The organism is Streptomyces sp. NPDC054932 (assembly GCF_053610205.1).
Map to the genome: position 1 here is coordinate 1 of NZ_JBSGXU010000103.1, position 16525 is coordinate 16525.

Annotated in this window: 16 protein-coding genes; 13 read left to right on the forward strand and 3 right to left on the reverse strand. The window is 71.6% G+C overall.

All coding sequences use genetic code 11. The annotated features are described in order from the left end of the window. The first annotated feature begins 232 nt into the window (after nt 1–232). From ACWGE1_RS24945 to ACWGE1_RS24980, 8 genes are all read left to right on the forward strand, one after another. The gene (locus tag ACWGE1_RS24945) at nt 233–898 is read left to right on the forward strand and encodes an HAD family hydrolase (protein ID WP_453422713.1); all 666 of its coding nucleotides are present in this window, start codon (nt 233–235) and stop codon (nt 896–898) included. 43 nt (nt 899–941) lie between these two features. Then, entirely contained in the window at nt 942–2171 is a 1230-nt protein-coding gene (locus ACWGE1_RS24950; RefSeq protein WP_453422714.1) for an MFS transporter, read from the forward strand. Next, a complete protein-coding gene (locus ACWGE1_RS24955) occupies nt 2143–3291 on the forward strand; it encodes an acetoin utilization protein AcuC (RefSeq protein ID WP_453422739.1) in 1149 nt (382 codons plus the stop codon). The genes ACWGE1_RS24950 and ACWGE1_RS24955 overlap by 29 nt, the downstream gene beginning before the upstream one ends. Nucleotides 3292–3386: 95 nt before the next feature. Then, nucleotides 3387–4217: a phosphatase gene (locus ACWGE1_RS24960; RefSeq protein WP_453422715.1), complete on the forward strand. Its 831-nt coding sequence runs from the start codon at nt 3387–3389 to the stop codon at nt 4215–4217. Between the two features lie 114 nt (nt 4218–4331). Beyond that, nucleotides 4332–4541, forward strand: coding sequence for a helix-turn-helix domain-containing protein (locus ACWGE1_RS24965; RefSeq protein WP_008738568.1), 210 nt, complete (start codon nt 4332–4334; stop codon nt 4539–4541). A 142-nt stretch (nt 4542–4683) separates the two neighbouring features. Next, nucleotides 4684–4782 (forward strand): 30S ribosomal protein bS22, encoded by a 99-nt coding sequence (locus ACWGE1_RS24970; RefSeq protein WP_003948845.1) that lies wholly within the window; start codon nt 4684–4686, stop codon nt 4780–4782. A gap of 95 nt (nt 4783–4877) precedes the next feature. Then, nucleotides 4878–5954: an NAD-dependent epimerase/dehydratase family protein gene (locus ACWGE1_RS24975; RefSeq protein WP_453422716.1), complete on the forward strand. Its 1077-nt coding sequence runs from the start codon at nt 4878–4880 to the stop codon at nt 5952–5954. Further along, nucleotides 5954–6934, forward strand: a complete 981-nt coding sequence (locus ACWGE1_RS24980; protein WP_453422717.1) for a lysophospholipid acyltransferase family protein — start codon at nt 5954–5956, stop codon at nt 6932–6934. The genes ACWGE1_RS24975 and ACWGE1_RS24980 overlap by 1 nt, the downstream gene beginning before the upstream one ends. A gap of 84 nt (nt 6935–7018) precedes the next feature. Here the strand turns inward: ACWGE1_RS24980 and ACWGE1_RS24985 are convergent, their stop codons facing one another. The 3 genes from ACWGE1_RS24985 to ACWGE1_RS24995 all read right to left on the reverse strand — a co-directional run bounded on the left by ACWGE1_RS24985 (nt 7019) and on the right by ACWGE1_RS24995 (nt 10605). Then, nucleotides 7019–8227, reverse strand: a complete 1209-nt coding sequence (locus tag ACWGE1_RS24985) for a DUF5667 domain-containing protein (RefSeq protein WP_453422718.1) — start codon at nt 8225–8227, stop codon at nt 7019–7021. Between the two features lie 228 nt (nt 8228–8455). Continuing rightward, nucleotides 8456–9271 (reverse strand): ECF subfamily RNA polymerase sigma factor, BldN family, encoded by an 816-nt coding sequence (locus ACWGE1_RS24990; RefSeq protein ID WP_453422719.1) that lies wholly within the window; start codon nt 9269–9271, stop codon nt 8456–8458. A 359-nt stretch (nt 9272–9630) separates the two neighbouring features. Beyond that, nucleotides 9631–10605: an HAD family hydrolase gene (locus ACWGE1_RS24995; protein WP_453422720.1), complete on the reverse strand. Its 975-nt coding sequence runs from the start codon at nt 10603–10605 to the stop codon at nt 9631–9633. A 106-nt stretch (nt 10606–10711) separates the two neighbouring features. Between ACWGE1_RS24995 and ACWGE1_RS25000 the strand changes: the two genes are divergently transcribed. From ACWGE1_RS25000 to ACWGE1_RS25020, 5 genes are all read left to right on the forward strand, one after another. Beyond that, the gene (locus ACWGE1_RS25000; protein WP_351302573.1) at nt 10712–10990 is read left to right on the forward strand and encodes a glutaredoxin family protein; all 279 of its coding nucleotides are present in this window, start codon (nt 10712–10714) and stop codon (nt 10988–10990) included. 273 nt (nt 10991–11263) lie between these two features. Then, complete coding sequence (locus ACWGE1_RS25005) at nt 11264–12070, forward strand: redox-sensing transcriptional repressor Rex (RefSeq protein WP_453422721.1); 807 nt, start codon at nt 11264–11266, stop codon at nt 12068–12070. Continuing rightward, nucleotides 12067–13782: a glutamyl-tRNA reductase gene (locus ACWGE1_RS25010; protein WP_453422722.1), complete on the forward strand. Its 1716-nt coding sequence runs from the start codon at nt 12067–12069 to the stop codon at nt 13780–13782. The genes ACWGE1_RS25005 and ACWGE1_RS25010 overlap by 4 nt, the downstream gene beginning before the upstream one ends. Further along, nucleotides 13779–14747 (forward strand): hydroxymethylbilane synthase, encoded by a 969-nt coding sequence (hemC, locus tag ACWGE1_RS25015; protein ID WP_453422723.1) that lies wholly within the window; start codon nt 13779–13781, stop codon nt 14745–14747. The genes ACWGE1_RS25010 and hemC overlap by 4 nt, the downstream gene beginning before the upstream one ends. Then, nucleotides 14744–16411: a uroporphyrinogen-III synthase gene (locus ACWGE1_RS25020; RefSeq protein WP_453422724.1), complete on the forward strand. Its 1668-nt coding sequence runs from the start codon at nt 14744–14746 to the stop codon at nt 16409–16411. The genes hemC and ACWGE1_RS25020 overlap by 4 nt, the downstream gene beginning before the upstream one ends. The last annotated feature ends 114 nt before the right edge of the window (nt 16412–16525 follow it).

Below are 16525 nucleotides of genomic sequence, written 5' to 3' on the forward strand. Positions count from 1 at the left end.
ACCCTGTGGGAGAGTAGGACGCCGCCGAACAATCATTGTGGGAAAGCCCCGCACCAGCCCTTCACGGGCTCGGTGCGGGGCTTTTCTGCGTTTACCGTCGGAATGCTGCCAGCCGAACCCGGGGCCGGGGCCCCGCGCAACGGTCGTCCGAATGGCCGCAGCCGCCCGCTGATGCGGTCTCCGCGGCCCGGCGAAACAGGACCTACGTCCCTTTAGTTCGTACTGTGGGGGTATGGGCTACGACCTCGTCATCTTCGACAACGACGGCGTGCTGGTGGACAGCGAGCCGCTCGCCAACAGCATCCTCGCCGGGTACCTGACCGAGCTGGGGCACCCGACCACCTACGAGGAGTCGGTCCGCGACTACATGGGCTCCGCCGTGCACCGGGTGCACGACCTCGTCCTCGAGCGGACCGGGGAGCGGTTGCCGGCCGACTTCGACGAGACACTGCACGCCCGGACCATCGCCGCGTTCGAGCAGGATCTGAAGCCCGTCCCCGGTGTGGAGGAGGTGCTCGGCGCGCTGACCGCCCAAGGGGTCGGGTACTGCCTGGCTTCCTCCGGCAGTCACGAGCGGATCAGGGCGGGGCATCGGGTGGCCGGGCTCGACGGGTGGTTCGAGGAGGAGTGGATCTTCAGCGCGCAGGACGTGGGCCAGGGGAAGCCGGCTCCCGACCTGTACCTGCACGCGGCGCGGCAGATGGGCGTGGAGCCGGCCCGCTGCGTGGTCGTCGAGGACAGCCCGCTCGGCATCCGGGCCGCCGTCGCCGCGGGCATGGACGTGTACGCGTTCACCGCGATGCTGCCCGCCGACCGGCTTCCCGGGGCCACCGGGCACTTCGGGGACATGAAGCAGCTCACCGGGGTGCTCGGGCTGGAGGCCGGACTGGGTATGTGATCTCTCTACCCACGGGTAGCCAGTGGCCCTACGCTGACCCGGCATGACGGATGATGTGCGGCTGCGGCGTGGTCGCGGCGCTCTGGGGTTCAGTTTCTTCGTGCAAGGCGTCGCCTTCGCGCTGCTCGTGACGCGGATCCCGGCCATCCAGGACCGGTACGGGATATCCGACGGCCTGCTGCCCGCCTTCCTCGCGGCCGTGCCGGTCCTCGCCGGGGTGGCGAGCGTGGCCACCGAGCACCTGGTGAAGCGCGTCGCGCCCAGCGTCGTACTGCGGTGGGCGCAGCCGCTGGTGCTGCTGTCCCTGCTGGGTGTCGGGGCCGGCGACCGGATGTGGCACGTGGCGGTGGCCCTGGGGGCGTTCGGGCTGTCGGTGGGGGCGCTGGACGCCTCGATGAACATGCTCGGGGTCAGCCTGCAGCGGGCGTACGGGCGCAGCATCATGCTCGGCTTCCACGCCGCCTACAGCCTCGGCGGGATCCTGGGGGCGTCGGCCGCGTGGGCGGGGGCGCACTGGCACCTGGACCTGTTCGTCAGTTATCTGCCGGCCGTGGTCGTGCTGTTGCCGCTCGTGCTGCTGGGGAGCCGGAGCTACGTCGACGGGACGGGGCCGGGGCCGGGAGAGGAGGCCGGGAAGGGGCTCGGGAACGGCGGGTTCAAGCTGCTGCTGCCGCTCTGTCTGGTGATGGCGTGCGCGTACATCGGGGACTCGACGGTCGCGAACTGGAGTGCCAAGTACCTCCAGGACGTCCTCGGGAGCTCGGAACAGATGGCGACCGTCCCCTACAACGTCTACATGGTGACCACCCTCGTCGGGCGGGCCGTCGGGGACCTGGGTGTGCGGCGCTTCGGGGCGGCGGCCGTGGTGCGGGGCGGGACGCTGGTGGCGGCCGCCGGGTTCGCCGTGGTGGCCGCGGCGCCGGGGGCGTGGGTGGGGATGCTCGGCTTCACGCTGCTGGGGATCGGGCTGTGCGTGATCGTGCCGCAGACCTTCGCCGCGGCGGGGCGGCTGTTCCCGGGGGCTTCCGACACGGCCGTCGCGCGGCTCAACATCTTCAACTACGTCGGCTTCCTGATCGGGTCCCCACTCGTCGGGGCGGTCGGCGACGCCTGGAGCTACCGGGGCGCGATGCTGGTGCCGATGGCTCTGGTCCTGGTGACACTCTTCCAAGCCCGCTCGTTCGGCTCCGAGAGGGCCCGATACGGTGTCCGGCATGAGCGGCGAGCCGGTGACCGGGCTGTTGATGTGGGACGAAGCAGTAACGGGGTATGACTTCGGACCGAGCCATCCGATGGACCCGGTGCGCCTGGCGCTGACCATGGGCCTGGTGCGGGCCTTCGGGCTGGACCGGGCGATGGAGGTGCGGGCGGCCCCCGTGGCCGGGGACTCGACGCTGAGGCTGGTCCACCGGGAGGACTACGTCGCCGCGGTGCGCGAGGTGTCCGCCGACCCGGGGAGCGCGGACGGTTCGTACGGGCTGGGCACCATGGACGATCCGGCCTTCCGCGGGATGCACGAGGCGTCCGCGCTGATCGCCGGGCAGTCCGTGGCGGGCGCGGAGGCGCTCTGGCACGGTGAGGCCGAGCACGCCGTGAACTTCGCCGGCGGGCTGCACCACGCCATGCCGGGCGGGGCGGCCGGCTTCTGCGTGTACAACGACGCTTCGCTGGCCGTGGCGCGGCTGCTGGAGCTGGGGGCCGAGAGGGTCGCGTACGTGGACGTGGACGTCCACCACGGGGACGGCGTGCAGGCGGCCTTCTGGGACGACCCGCGGGTGCTGACCGTCTCGATGCACGAGCATCCGCGGACGCTGTTCCCGCAGACCGGCTGGCCCGAGGAGACCGGGGGGCCGGCGGCGGAGGGGTCGGCGGTGAACATCGCGCTGCCCGCCGGGACCGGGGACGAGGGGTGGCTGCGGGCCTTCCACGCGGTCGTGCCGGAGCTGCTGGCGGACTTCCGGCCGCAGGTGCTGGTGACCCAGCACGGGGCCGATACGCACTTCGAGGACCCCCTCGCGCACCTGGCGGTCTCGCTGGACGCCCAGCGGGCCGTCCAGGAGGCCTGTCACCGGCTCGCGCACGAGTACGCGGACGGGCGGTGGCTGGCGCTGGGCGGCGGCGGGTACGCGGTGGTGGACGTCGTACCGCGGTCGTGGACGCATCTGGTGGGGATCGCCGCGCACCGGCCGGTGGATCCGCAGACGGCGGTCCCCGCCTCGTGGCGGGACGAGGTGTACGCGCGGACGCGGCAGTTGGCGCCGGCCCGGATGACGGACGGGCGGACCCCGTCGTGGCGGGACTGGGACGCGGGCTACGACCCCGCGGACCGGACGGATCAGGCCGTTCTGGCCACTCGGCGGGCGGTCTTCCCGCTGCGCGGCATGCTGACCTGACCGCCGTCGCGGGGGCCTGCTGCATCGTTACGCCAACTGTGGGGCTGTTCGGTGGAATTGATGAACCGCCAGATGTGTTGGGGCAGCATCGGAGGGTGTTGAGCACCGGCGCGCTGCGTGCGCATCTGCTGGCCGCCCGGTTGGCCGGGCCCGTCGCCACCTCCCGGGAGGAGAGCCTGCGCAGTTACCGGCTGTTCGCGGCGCGGGATCCGCGGGTGATGCTGGGGCTGGATCCGGAGTGGGGCTGGGGCGAGGGTGATCTGCTGAGGCTGATGGCGGACAAGTGCGGGGTCTCGGCGGATCCGGCGCACGTCAGCGGGCCGGACGTGATCGATCCGGAGCGGACGGTGGCCGCGCTGGAGGCCTTCGCGGGGCGGCTGTGCGAGGCGGCGAGGGCGCGGTCGCCCGTGTTGTTCGGGACGGGACACCCGCATCGGCTCCTGGGTTTCTACGCCGGGTTGGCCGAGGCGCTGTCGGCGGCGGGATGTGTTGTCCTCACCCCGGCGCAGGGGGTGAGTATCGACATGGCGACCCGGTTCGGCGTACGCACGCACAGCATCGAATACGTACGGGGGGTCGCACTGGTGCGGGAACCCGGCGTGCGGCTGTCGGAGAGTGCGACCGGCGTGCACACCCATTCGCCGCTGCCGGTTCGGGTGGCGCTGGGGGCCCTCGCGGAGGCCGGCGGGCCGCTGCCGGAGTTGGTGGTGGGGGACCACGGGTGGGTCTGCGGCGCAGGTCAGCTCGGTGTGGAGGCGATCGGGCTGGCGGACACGGATGATCCCGCGCTGTTCGTGGGGGAGGCCGAGGGGCGGGTCTCGGTGGCCGTTCCGCTTGATGACGCGGTGCGAGCGGACTACTACCGACCGCTTACGCGCTACGTGCTCGGCCGCGCAAGTCTGACGGGGCGGCAGGAGTGGCCGTAGCTCCTCTTCCCCACTCGTATCACGCGCCCCTACTCTGGGGAGTGAGCGTGCGACGACGAGGAGTAACCGGAGGGGAAGCCGGTGCCCGTCATGCGCGGAAGGTCAAGGTGTGTCATGGCTGCTGGCGAGAGGCCTCTCAGTGAGGTTCAGTTCCTGACCGTGGCGGAGGTCGCCTCGGTGATGCGAGTGTCGAAGATGACCGTGTACCGGCTGGTGCACAACGGTCATCTGCCCGCAATCCGGGTGGGCCGGTCCTTCCGGGTCCCCGAGAACGCGGTCCACGAGTACCTCCGAGAGTCCTATGTGGGGGTGGAGTCGGCCTGAGACTGAGGCTCGGGATGCCCCTGGCTACGACGCGGAAGCGCTCGGATTACAAGCTCAGAGCTCGGGCGGGTAGGCTAGGCCGACGTAGGTCGTGTGGGCCCAGACGCCCCGCACCAGTGAAGAGAAGTGAGCGAGGGTAGTCGTGGGCTCTGTTATCAAGAAGCGGCGCAAGCGGATGGCTAAGAAGAAGCACCGCAAGCTGCTCAAGCGCACCCGCGTCCAGCGCCGTAACAAGAAGTAAACGGCAGCTGTACGTGTTCTCCGCAGCCCCTCCACCATCCTGGTGGAGGGGCTGCGGTGCAGCCGGGGGACTTCTTCGAGGGAGGCGCTGAGCTCGTGGGGAAGGTCGTACTCGTCACCGGGGCAGCCCGGCAGTTGGGCGGCCGCTTCGTGCGCCGGATCCAACGTGACCCGGATGTCGAGCGGGTGATCGCGGTGGACGCGGTGACACCGCCGCACCGGCTCGGATCGGCGGAGTTCGTCCGTACGGACATCAGACAGTCGGCGATCGCCCGCGTGCTGGCCGAGCACGCCGTCGACACGGTGGTGCACCTGGCGGTCACCGGGGGCAGCGCGGGCACGGGCGGCGCGCACAGCACCGTCAAGGAAACGAACGTCATCGGCACCATGCAGCTCCTCGGGGCCTGCCAGAAGTCGCCGACGGTACGGCGGCTCGTGGTGAAGTCCAGCACCAGCGTCTACGGGGGCACCCCCCGGGACCCGGCCGTCTTCACCGAGACCACGGAGCCGAAATCCCTGCCGGCGGGAGGCTTCGCCAAGGACGCCGCCGAGGTCGAGGGCTACGTACGGGGCTTCGCGCGCAGACGGCCGGACGTGGCGGTGTGCGTGCTGCGGTTCGCGAACATCCTCGGGCCCTTCGCGGACTCGGCGCTCGCCGAGTACTTCTCCATTCCGGTGATGCCGACCGTGCTGGGGTACGACCCGCGGCTGCAGTTCGTCCACGAGGACGATGTGCTCGAAGTGCTGCGGCTGGCGGCGAAGGAACCGAGGCGCGGGACGCTCAACAGCGGGACCTTCAACATCGCGGGTGACGGCGTCCTGCTGCTGTCGCAGTGCTCGCGGCGGCTGGGGCGGCCCACGCTGCCGCTGCTGCTGCCCGCGCTCAACTGGGTGGGCTCCGCGCTGCGCGCGGTCGGTGCCACCGACTTCTCGCCGGAGCAGATAAGGCTTCTCACCCACGGCCGGGTCGTGGAGACCACGCAGATGCGCGAGGTCCTCGGCTTCGAGCCGCTCTACACGACCGCCGAGACCTTCGCGGACTTCGCGCGGAGCCGGGGAAGCGGGCTGCTGCCGCCGGAGCGGGTCGGACGGGCCGTGGACCGGTTGGCGGCCATGCTGGATGCAGACGGTCTCAAGGACGACGCCCACGCGGCTGAAGGAGCGAAGCAATAGTGGCGGACGCCAAGGTCATTCCGTTCGACGAGGACCGGCCGCGGCGGCGCATCCCCCGCCGGGTGCGGGCGGTGCCCGCACCCGAGCCGGTGGTGGAGCAGCCGGCCGCTCCCGAGCCCGCTCCGGCCGCGCTGCCCGGCGACAGCTGGGACCGGCGGATCGCGGGCGGGCTGGCGTTCCTGCGTCGGCGGGTCACCGGCGACTACGAGGTCGACGACTTCGGCTACGACAAGGAACTGACGGACCAGGTCCTGATGTCCCTGCTGCGGCCGCTGTACGACAAGTACTTCCGGGTCGAGGTCAAGGGCATCGAGAACATCCCGGCCGAGGGCGGCGCGCTGATCGTGGCGAACCACTCCGGGACGCTGCCGCTGGACGGGCTGATGCTCCAGGTCGCCGTGCACGACCACCATCCGGCGGAGCGGCACCTGCGGCTGCTGGCGGCGGACCTGGTCTTCATGCTGCCGGTGGTCAACGAGCTGGCCCGCAAGGCGGGACACACCCTGGCGTGCGCGGAGGACGCGCAGCGGCTGCTGGAGGCCGGGGAGCTGGTCGGCGTGATGCCGGAGGGCTTCAAGGGGATAGGGAAGCCGTTCGGAGACCGGTACAGGCTGCAGCGGTTCGGGCGGGGCGGGTTCGTCTCCACGGCGCTGCGGGCGGGGACGCCGATCGTGCCGTGCTCGATCGTGGGGGCGGAGGAGATCTACCCCATGGTCGGCAACGCGAAGACGCTGGCACGGCTGCTGGGGGTCCCGTACTTCCCGATCACACCGACGTTTCCGTGGCTCGGGCCGCTGGGTGCGCTGCCGTTGCCGACGAAGTGGACGATCCAGTTCGGCGAGCCGATCCCGACGGACGGGTACGCCGCGGAGGCGGCGGAGGACCCGATGCTGATGTTCAACCTCACGGACCAGGTGCGGGAGCAGATCCAGCACACGCTCTACAAGCTGCTGGTGCAGCGGCGGTCCGTGTTCTTCTGACCCGTCGCCGGCGGGGCCGGACGACGGGGCCGGGTGGAATCGAAGGGAAAGGGCGGGGCTGCCGGGGCGGCCCCGCCCTTTGCGCTATTCGGCGTCCTCCGCGCCCAGACCCAGGCCCGGGAGGAGGCCCGGGAGGAGGGGCGGGATGGTGATGTCCGGCTTGGGGTCCTCCGGCGTACCCGTGGCGGGCGGGGCCGACTGTCCCGCGGGCGGGTTGAGCAGGTCGCCCGTACCGCCGAGGAGACCGCCGGCGGGGGGCCGTGCGCTGCCCGAGGGGGACGGCGCCGCGGAGCTGCTGCCGGAAGGCGTGCCGGCGGGCGGGGCGGACGGCTGGGTGCCGCTCGGGGTGCCCGGTTTGGCGGACGCACCGGGGGTGCCGCCGTTGCCGCGGGGCTGCTCCGGTGGCTTGGGGAGCAGGCTCTGGAGCGGCGCCACGTCTTCGTCTATGGCCTGGAAGACCGACTCCACCTCACCGCCCACGTCCGTGAGCTGTGCCGGGAGCTTTTCGCGGAGCTTGCCCCACGCGTCGCGGTGGGAGCGGGAGAACGACGACAGCTTCTGGATCGGGCCGAGCGAGCCGTCCCGTTCGTAAGCGGCCTGGAGGAGGCGGTGGCCCTCCTCCGCGTCGTGCTTCACGCCCGCCAGGGCCCGGCGGATGGCGCCCAGGGACTCGTGGTCCAGGTCGCCCAGCCGGCCCCGCTCCATCAGCCTGCGGGCTTCCGACAGACGGCTGGAGGCCTGGTCGAGATAGAGCTCGCCCCGGTCCGAGTCGTCGTCGGCCATCCCCAGCTTCAGGTCCTCCATGCCCCGCTTCACGGGGTAGAGGTGGTCACCGGGCAGGGCGTCGGAACTGGCAGCGGCCACTCCGCTGAAGGCCCCTGCGGCCACACCCACGGTGAGGCCGCCCGCTGCGATGCCCTTGGACCAGCGGGAGCGGGGCCGCAATTTCCGGAGCGGGGCCGCCCGGTGGGCGCCGCGGCCGGTCCGCTGTTCGGGCACCTGAGGGTCCGAGGCGGCACCGCCCCCGGCCCTCTCCTCCAGCGCCATGGTCTCCATGGCGGCAATGAGCCGGGCTCGTTGCACCACCTTGACCTCGGGGTCCAGCGCTGGGCGCGGCATTCTTTCGCCGAGCACGCTCGCCAAAGCCAACAACCGGTCGTGGTCGGCAGGTTCGGCAGGTGCCTCGGACTGCTCGGCCGCCGAGTCCGGTTCCGGAAAATCGGACGGGGTCCGATCCTCCAGGGCCTGGGCGAAGGCGTTCGCCCGCCGGTGCGGGGTCACGTTCGCGATCACTGGCGGCACCTCCTCTCGTCATGACGATCGACTCCCCAAGGTGTCCGGAAGGTTGCCTTCCTTGAGCGCATCCACACTTTCGAGTGAGCGGCTTCGGGCAAAGCGTGTCCACAGGGAGCCTGCATTCCGCACAACGAGCGTCGCGGCACTTGGGTTACGGACGAAGGATGATCTGACCACAGCGTCATCGAGGGGTCACCGAATGTGAGGTTGTGTGGTGTCGGAGGGTCAGCGGGCGTCTTCGGGGAGGAGGCGGGCCAGCGTGCGGACCGCCCGGTACTGGAGCGTCTTGATGGCGCCCTCGTTCTTCCCCATCACCCGGGCCGTCTCGGCGACCGAGAGGCCCTGCAGGAAGCGCAGGGTCACGCACTCCTGCTGCTGCGGATTGAGCTTGCGCACGGCCTCCAGCAGGGCCGCGTTGGAGAGGGACTCCAGGACGGAGTCCTCGGGGCTGCGCTCGACCTCGTTCGCGTCGAGCATCTCGCCGGTGGTGACCTCCAGCCGGAAGCGGCTGGACTTGAAGTGGTCCGCCACCAGGTTGCGGGCGATCGTCACGAGCCAGGCGCCGAAGTCGCGCCCCTGCCAGGTGAAGGTGGAGATCCGGCGCAGGGCGCGCAGGAACGTCTCGCTGGTGAGGTCCTCCGCGGTCGCCTTGCCGCCGACGCGGTAGTAGATGTACCGGTAGACCGTGTCGCTGTACTGGTCGTACAGGCGGCCGAAGGCCTCGGCCTCGCCCGCCTGGGCACGTTCGACCAGATCCATCATCCGGGCCTGGTCGCTGTCCGCGGTGGGACGGCGGTGGGTGGCCTGGGTGCCGGTGCCGGCGGCGTTCGAGCCACCGGCGGCGCGACCTCGTCTGCCCACCGTCGCGCCGCCGTCGGTCAGGGCATAGCAAGGACCGGCCGGGCCGATACCGGCAGGGACCGCGGCGGCGAAGGCGGGGACGGCGTACGCGGCGGTGGGGACGAAGCCGCGCAGGTGGTCGAGGACCGTTGCGCGCAGCTGAGCCAGGCCCGAGGCGTCAACCCCGACAGGTGGGTACACGGGACTCCCAGAGGCAGAGCTTCCATCACGTGCAGTGCGGGACCGTTCACCCGTCGTGGCGACAGATGGCCGGTGGCATGCGTTTGAGGAGAATAACGCTTCGTACAGGCGGCGCTACACCCAGTTGCTCAAATCACCGGTTCCGACACTTCTGTTGCGTGTCGAGGGCATATTCAGTCGCAGATGGTGATCGATTCTTGATCGCTTGGATACGCGGAATGGACGCTTCCAAGGGGGCTCGCGACCGAGTCGGGCATGCCGGAGTGCCGCGCCGGGGGCGCGGGTAGAGGTGAGCGAATGCCCGTGGCCGGGCCGCGGTCGCCCCGGGCCGGGGCGCGCGGGCCCCGGGCCTGGTGTTGTTACTTGCGGCGGCGGTGCAGGGCGATGGCCGCGGCGGCGCCGCCCGCGATCGCGCCGACGCCGGCGGCCGCCGGGACGCCGACCTTCACGGCCTTGCGACCGGTCCGATAGTCGCGCAGCCGCCAGTCGTTGGTCCGGGCATGCTTGCGCAGTTTTGTATCGGGATTGATCGCGTACGGATGTCCGACCAGCGACAGCATCGGGATGTCGTTGTGCGAATCGCTGTACGCGGCGCAGCGTTCGAGATCGAGTCCCTCGGCGGCGGCCAGGGCGCGGACCGCCTCCGCCTTCGCGGGGCCGTGCAGCGGCTCGCCGACCAGGCGGCCGGTGTAGACCCCGTCGACGGACTCGGCGACGGTGCCCAGGGCCCCGGTCAGGCCGAGCCTGCGGGCGATGATCGTGGCCGTCTCCACGGGGGCGGCCGTGACCAGCCAGACCTTCTGGCCGGCGTCGAGGTGGGCCTGGGCCAGGGCGCGGGTGCCCGGCCAGATCCGCTCGGCCATGTACTCGTCGTAGATCTCCTCGCCGATCGCCATCAGCTCGGAGACCTTGTGGCCCTTGACGATGGACAGGGCGCTGTCGCGGGCGTCCTGCATGTGCTCGGGGTCCTCGACCCCGGCGAGCCGGAACCAGGCCTGCTGCCAGGCGAAGCGGGCGAGCTCGCGCCGCTGGAAGAACTCGCGCTTGTAGAGGCCGCGGCCGAAGTGGAAGATCGCGGCGCCCTGCATGACGGTGTTGTCGAGGTCGAAGAAGGCGGCGGCGAGATCGTCACCGGCGACCGGGAAGGCGGGCTCTTCCGGGGGTGCCTGCGGGCCTTCCTCGACGGGGAGCCCGGGTTCCGTTTCGAGCCCGGCGGCCGGTGGGGCCTCGGCCAGAGCGGTCTTGCGGGCGGCCTCGGCCGAGGCCTCGCCCGCCAGCACGCTGCGTGCGGTGGCGGAGCGCCGACGAGGGGGGAGCCATCCGAGAGCGGCCATGACGCGAGCATAGCCACTGTGTTCGGGAGTTCCCGAACCGATGGGATGCGGAGGCGTGAACTCTTCGGGGCGCTCCTGTTACGCGGGGGCGCGGGAGAATGGCGGCATGAGCCCTTTGTTGCGCCGTAAGGAAAAGAAGCGTCCCGGGGAGCGGATGGTGACGCTCATCGGGAAGCCGGGGTGCCACTTGTGCGACGAGGCGGAGGAGGTGGTCGCGAAGGTGTGCGCCGAGACAGGGGCACAGTGGGAGAAGAAGGACATCTCGCAGGACGAGGAGCTCTACCGGTTGCACTGGGAGCAGATCCCGGTCGTGCTCGTGGACGGCGAACAGCACACCTTCTGGAGGGTGAACCCCGACCGGCTCCGGCGGGCACTGGAGGCCTGACCTTCATCCCGGTTACCATCATGGGCGATTTATGGGGTCTCGGGGGCGTATCTGTGAGGAGTGTGCACGGTTTTGCCCCCTTTGGGATTTGAACGGGTTCGGCGTGCCGCTGGTTCCGGCTCTCCATGCCGAAGTCGCGTGACCCCGGTCACTTTGCTCGGACAAAGCGGACACAATCTTTGTGCACGCGTTCACAAAGGCATAGCCTGCTGTCGACGGGGCGGTCCTGGGACAAGTGGCCGCCTGCAGCCCCGCTCATCCCGCAGGAGCATCGTGGCAACTGGCCGAACTCACCGACCGGCGACCCGCAGCCGAGGTATTCCCGAGGCCACTGTCGCCCGGCTTCCGCTGTACTTGCGTGCCCTCACCGCGCTCTCCGAGCGATCGGTGCCCACGGTGTCCTCCGAAGAGCTCGCGGCCGCCGCCGGAGTCAACTCCGCGAAGCTGCGCAAGGACTTCTCGTACCTCGGTTCCTACGGGACCCGCGGCGTCGGCTACGACGTCGAGTACCTCGTCTACCAGATCTCCCGCGAGCTCGGCCTGACCCAGGACTGGCCGGTCGTCATCGTCGGCATCGGTAACCTCGGCGCCGCCCTCGCCAACTACGGCGGTTTCTCCGCGCGCGGCTTCCGCGTCGCGGCCCTCATCGACGCCGACCCGGCGATGGCCGGCAAGCCGGTCGCCGGTATGGCCGTGCAGCACACCGATGATCTGGAGAAGATCATCTCGGAGAACGGCGTCTCGATCGGCGTGATCGCGACCCCCGCGGGCGCGGCCCAGCAGGTCAGCGAGCGGCTGATCGCGGCCGGCGTCACCTCCATCCTGAACTTCGCGCCCACCGTGCTGTCCGTGCCCGAGGGCGTGGACGTGCGCAAGGTCGACCTCTCCATCGAGCTCCAGATCCTCGCCTTCCACGAGCAGCGCAAGGCCGGTGAGGAAGCGGCCGCCGCCGCCTCCGGCGGCTCCTCCGTGGGTGGCGCCGCCCCCGCCGCGGCCGTGGTGCCGCCGGCCGGGCGCAGTGCCGCCGAGACGCGCAAGGGCGGGCCCGAGGGTGACGTGCCGGCGGTGATGCCGGCATGAGTCTGCTCGTCGTAGGGCTGAGCCACCGCAGTGCGCCCGTGAGTGTGCTGGAGCGCGCCTCGCTGTCCGCCGATGCCAAGGTGAAGCTGCTGCACGACACCCTCGCCGCCGAACCGGCGACCGAGGCGACCGTGCTCGCCACCTGCAACCGGATCGAGCTGTACGCGGACGTGGACAAGTTCCACGCCGGCGTCGCCGAGCTGTCCACGCTGCTCGCGCAGCACAGTGGCGTCGCGCTGGAGGAGCTCACCCCGTACCTGTACGTGCACTACGAGGACCGGGCGGTGCACCACCTGTTCTCGGTGGCGTGCGGGCTGGACTCGATGGTCGTGGGCGAGGGCCAGATCCTCGGACAGATCAAGGACGCGCTGGCGCTGGGGCAGGAGCTCCACTCCGCCGGCCGGCTGATCAACGATCTGTTCCAGCAGGCGCTGCGGGTCGGCAAGCGGGCGCACTCCGAGACCGGGATCGACCGGGCCGGTCAGTCGCTCGTGACCTTCGGTCTGGAGCAGCTGGCCGTGCGGACGCCGGTGACGGAGTGGGCGGCCGGGAAGCGTGCGCTGGTGATCGGGGCCGGGTCGATGTCCTCGCTGGCCGCGGCCACGCTGGCGCGGGTCGGGATTTCCGAGATCGTCGTGGCGAACCGGACCGCCGACCGGGCGGAGCGGCTGGCGGAGATTCTGGTTGCCTCGGGCACCGGGGTCTCGGCCGTGGCCGTGCCGATGGCTCGGGTCGCCGATGAGCTGACACGAGTCGACGTGGTGGTGTCCTGCACCGGTGCCACCGGGCTCGTGCTGACCGCCGACGACGTGCTCTCCGCCGTCTCCTGGGGCGCCGGTGGGCTCGCGCCGGCGGAGCAGGGAGAGGCCGGGGCTGCGCCCCAGGCCGACCAGGGGCTCCGCCCCCGGACCCCCGCGCCTCAAACGCCGGCGGGGCTGGAATTGGCCGATGTCGTGGCCCGGCTGGCTGCTGCCGCGCAGACGCACGGGCGGCTCGCCGACGCCGGGGCCGCGCGGACGATCAGCGCTCCCGTGGAGGCCGACGGGTGCCCCGTCGGGCCCGACGGGCGCTCCGCGCTGACCGGGGTCGACGCCAACTCCCTCGAACTGCACGGGACCTGGGCCGACCAGGGGGAGGCCGCCGCGCAGCGGCAGCCGCGCCGGAGCACCCGTACGCAGGTCCACGCGACCGCCGTCCGGCTCGCGCTGCTCGACCTGGCCATGCCCAGGGACATCGACGCGGCGGTGCACCGGATCCCGGGCGTACGGCTCGTGGACATCGAGTCCCTCGCGGAGGCGTCCGCCGACGCCCCGATGGCGGCCGACGTCGACGCCGTACGCGGGATAGTCGCCCAGGAGGTGGAGGCCTTCGGGGCGGCGCAGCGGGCCGCGCACATCACGCCCACCGTCGTCGCCCTGCGGGCCATGGCGGCCGAGGTCGTGGCCATGGAAGTGGCGCGGCTCGACGGGCGGGTGCCCGACCTCGACGAACGGCAGCGTGCCGAGGTCACCCAGACCGTGCGGCGTGTCGTGGACAAACTCCTCCACGCGCCGACCGTGCGCGTCAAGCAGCTCGCGAGCGAGCCCGGCGGCGCCGGGTACGCGGAAGCGCTGCGCGAACTCTTCGACCTCGACCCTCAGACGGTTGCTTCCGTCAGCCGGGCGGACGTGGCCGATCCGATGAACGACGACGACCCAGGACGGGCATCATGAACACACGTCCCGACCAGCCGCTGCGGCTCGGTACGCGGCGGAGCAAGCTGGCCATGTCCCAGTCGGGGCACGTCGCCGACGCGGTACGGGCCGTCACCGGCCGCGCCGTCGAGCTCGTGGAGATCACGACCTACGGCGACGTCTCGCGCGAGCACCTCTCGCAGATCGGCGGGACGGGCGTGTTCGTCACCGCCCTGCGCGACGCGCTGCAGCGCGGTGAGGTCGACTTCGCCGTGCACTCGCTGAAGGACCTGCCGACCGCGCAGCCCGACGACCTCGTGATCGCGGCCATGCCGCGCCGCGAGGACGCGCGGGACGCGCTCGTCGCCCGGGACGGTCTGACCTTCGAGCAGCTGCCCGACGGTGCCCGCATCGGTACCGGCTCGCCGCGGCGCACCGCCCAGCTCAACCACCTGGCGCTGTCGCTCGGCAAGCGGATCGAGACGGTGCCGATCCGCGGCAACGTCGACACCCGGATCGGCTTCGTCCGTGACGGTGAGCTCGACGCCGTCGTCCTGGCGGCCGCCGGGCTGAACCGGATCGGACGCGGCGACGAAGCGACCGACCTGCTGTCCGTCGACAGCGTCCTGCCGGCCCCCGGTCAGGGCGCCCTGGCCGTGGAGTGCCTCGCGTCCGACACGGACCTCGTCGCCGCGCTCGGTGTACTCGACGACCCGCACACCCGGGCCGCCGTGACCGCCGAGCGTTCCCTGCTCGCCGCCCTGGAAGCAGGCTGCAGCGCACCCGTGGGCGCGTTCGCCGACCTGCTGGCGGACGGGGAGATTGTCAATGAAATGCGCCTGCGCGGCGTCGTCGGAACCCTCGACGGCACGACGCTGGTGCAGCTGTCCACCACCGGTCCCGTGCCCCAGTCGTACGACGAGGCCATGGCGCTCGGCCGCGAACTCGCGGACGAGATGCTGGCCAAGGGCGCGGCCGGTCTGATGGGGGAGCGATCGCTTTGAACCCCTCAATTCCGACCACCTCCGCTTTTCCGGCCGTCGCCGCCCACGGACGCGTCACCTTCCTCGGTGCCGGACCGGGCGACCCGGGTCTGCTGACGCTGCGCGCCGTCGAGGCGCTCGCCGCCGCGGACGTACTGATCGCGGAGCCCGAGGTGCTCGAGGTCGTACGGACGCATGCGCGCGCGAATGTCGACACGCCGCAGCTGACGATTGCTGACGAAGTGTCAGCAGCCGCCGGGGTCCCTGTGATCCGGGACGCAGCCAATCTTGTCATGGAGGCCGCACGCTCCGGCAGGCGGGTCGTGCGTGCCGTCACGGGCGACCCCGGCCTCGACGGCAACGCCGCCGAGGAGATGCTCGTCTGCGCCACCGCCGGCATCCCCTTCGAGGTGGTGCCCGGTGTCGCGACCGCGGTGGGCGTGCCCGCGTACGCCGGTGTCCCGCTGCGCGACAAGCAGGGCGCGGACGTGCGGTTCGTCGACGCCAGGACCGCCTCGCCGCGCTGCTGGAGCGAGGTGGGTGCCAGCGACGGCATCCTCGTCGTCTCCGCGACGCTGGAGACCGTCCCGGCGGCCGCCGCCGAGCTGATCGGCGCCGGGCGCAAGCCCGACACCCCGCTGACCGTGACCGTCGCCGGTACCACCACGCGGCAGCGGACCTGGTGCGCGACGCTGGGCACGATCGCCCAGGTCTTCAAGCAGGGCAAGGTGCTCCCCTCGCCCGAGGGTGCCCGGCCCGTCATAGCCGTGGTCGGTGAGCACAGCGCCGTCGCACGGCGCGAGGACCTGTCCTGGTTCGAGTCGAAGCCGCTCTTCGGCTGGCGGGTCCTCGTACCGCGCACCAAGGAGCAGGCCGCATCGCTCTCCGACCAGCTGCGTTCGTACGGCGCGGTGCCCCACGAGGTGCCGACCATTGCCGTGGAGCCGCCGCGCACCCCGCAGCAGATGGAGCGCGCGGTGAAGGGCCTGGTGACGGGCCGCTACGAGTGGATCGCCTTCACCTCGGTCAACGCCGTGAAGGCCGTCCGCGAGAAGTTCGAGGAGTACGGGCTCGACGCGCGCGCCTTCGCGGGCATCAAGGTCGCCGCGGTGGGCGAGCAGACGGCCGCCGCGCTCGTGGAGTTCGGCGTGAAGCCGGACCTGGTGCCCAGCGGTGAGCAGTCCGCCGCCGGACTGCTGGAGGACTGGCCGCCGTACGACCCGGTCTTCGACCCGATCGACCGCGTGTTCCTGCCGCGGGCCGACATCGCGACCGAGACGCTGGTCGCCGGGCTGATCGAGCTCGGGTGGGAGGTCGACGACGTCACCGCCTACCGGACCGTGCGCGCGTCGCCGCCGCCGGCGGACACGCGCGAGGCGATCAAGGGCGGCGGTTTCGACGCCGTTCTCTTCACGTCCTCGTCCACGGTCCGCAACCTGGTCGGCATCGCCGGCAAGCCGCACAACGTGACCGTCATCGCCTGTATCGGGCCGGCGACGGCCAAGACGGCGGAGGAGCACGGGCTGCGCGTGGACGTACTGTCCCCGGAGCCGTCGGTGTCGAAGCTGGCGGAGGCCCTCGCCGAGTACGGTGCGGCGCGCCGAGAGGCGGCCAAGGAGGCCGGCGAGACGGTGTTCCGGCCGAGCGAGCGGCGGCCGGGGGCGCGGAGGCGTCGCACGACCTGAGCGGGTGAGGCCGGGCCGGACGCCGGCCGGTGGAACGGGTGAGGGGCCCGGGTGCGGAGGAATTCCGCGCCCGGGCCCCTTTCGTCGCTCCGGCCCCGGTGATCCCGTTGTGCG

Excerpts from the sequence above, each read along its gene's own strand:
- ACWGE1_RS24945 (WP_453422713.1), top strand. The coding sequence starts at position 233 with ATGGGCTACGACCTCGTCATCTTCGACAACGACGGCGTGCTGGTGGAC.
- ACWGE1_RS24950 (WP_453422714.1), top strand. The coding sequence starts at position 942 with ATGACGGATGATGTGCGGCTGCGGCGTGGTCGCGGCGCTCTGGGGTTC.
- ACWGE1_RS24955 (WP_453422739.1), top strand. The coding sequence starts at position 2,143 with ATGTGGGACGAAGCAGTAACGGGGTATGACTTCGGACCGAGCCATCCG.
- ACWGE1_RS24965 (WP_008738568.1), top strand. The coding sequence starts at position 4,332 with ATGGCTGCTGGCGAGAGGCCTCTCAGTGAGGTTCAGTTCCTGACCGTG.
- ACWGE1_RS24995 (WP_453422720.1), bottom strand. The coding sequence starts at position 10,605 with ATGGCCGCTCTCGGATGGCTCCCCCCTCGTCGGCGCTCCGCCACCGCA.
- ACWGE1_RS25000 (WP_351302573.1), top strand. The coding sequence starts at position 10,712 with ATGAGCCCTTTGTTGCGCCGTAAGGAAAAGAAGCGTCCCGGGGAGCGG.
- ACWGE1_RS25010 (WP_453422722.1), top strand. The coding sequence starts at position 12,067 with ATGAGTCTGCTCGTCGTAGGGCTGAGCCACCGCAGTGCGCCCGTGAGT.
- hemC (WP_453422723.1), top strand. The coding sequence starts at position 13,779 with ATGAACACACGTCCCGACCAGCCGCTGCGGCTCGGTACGCGGCGGAGC.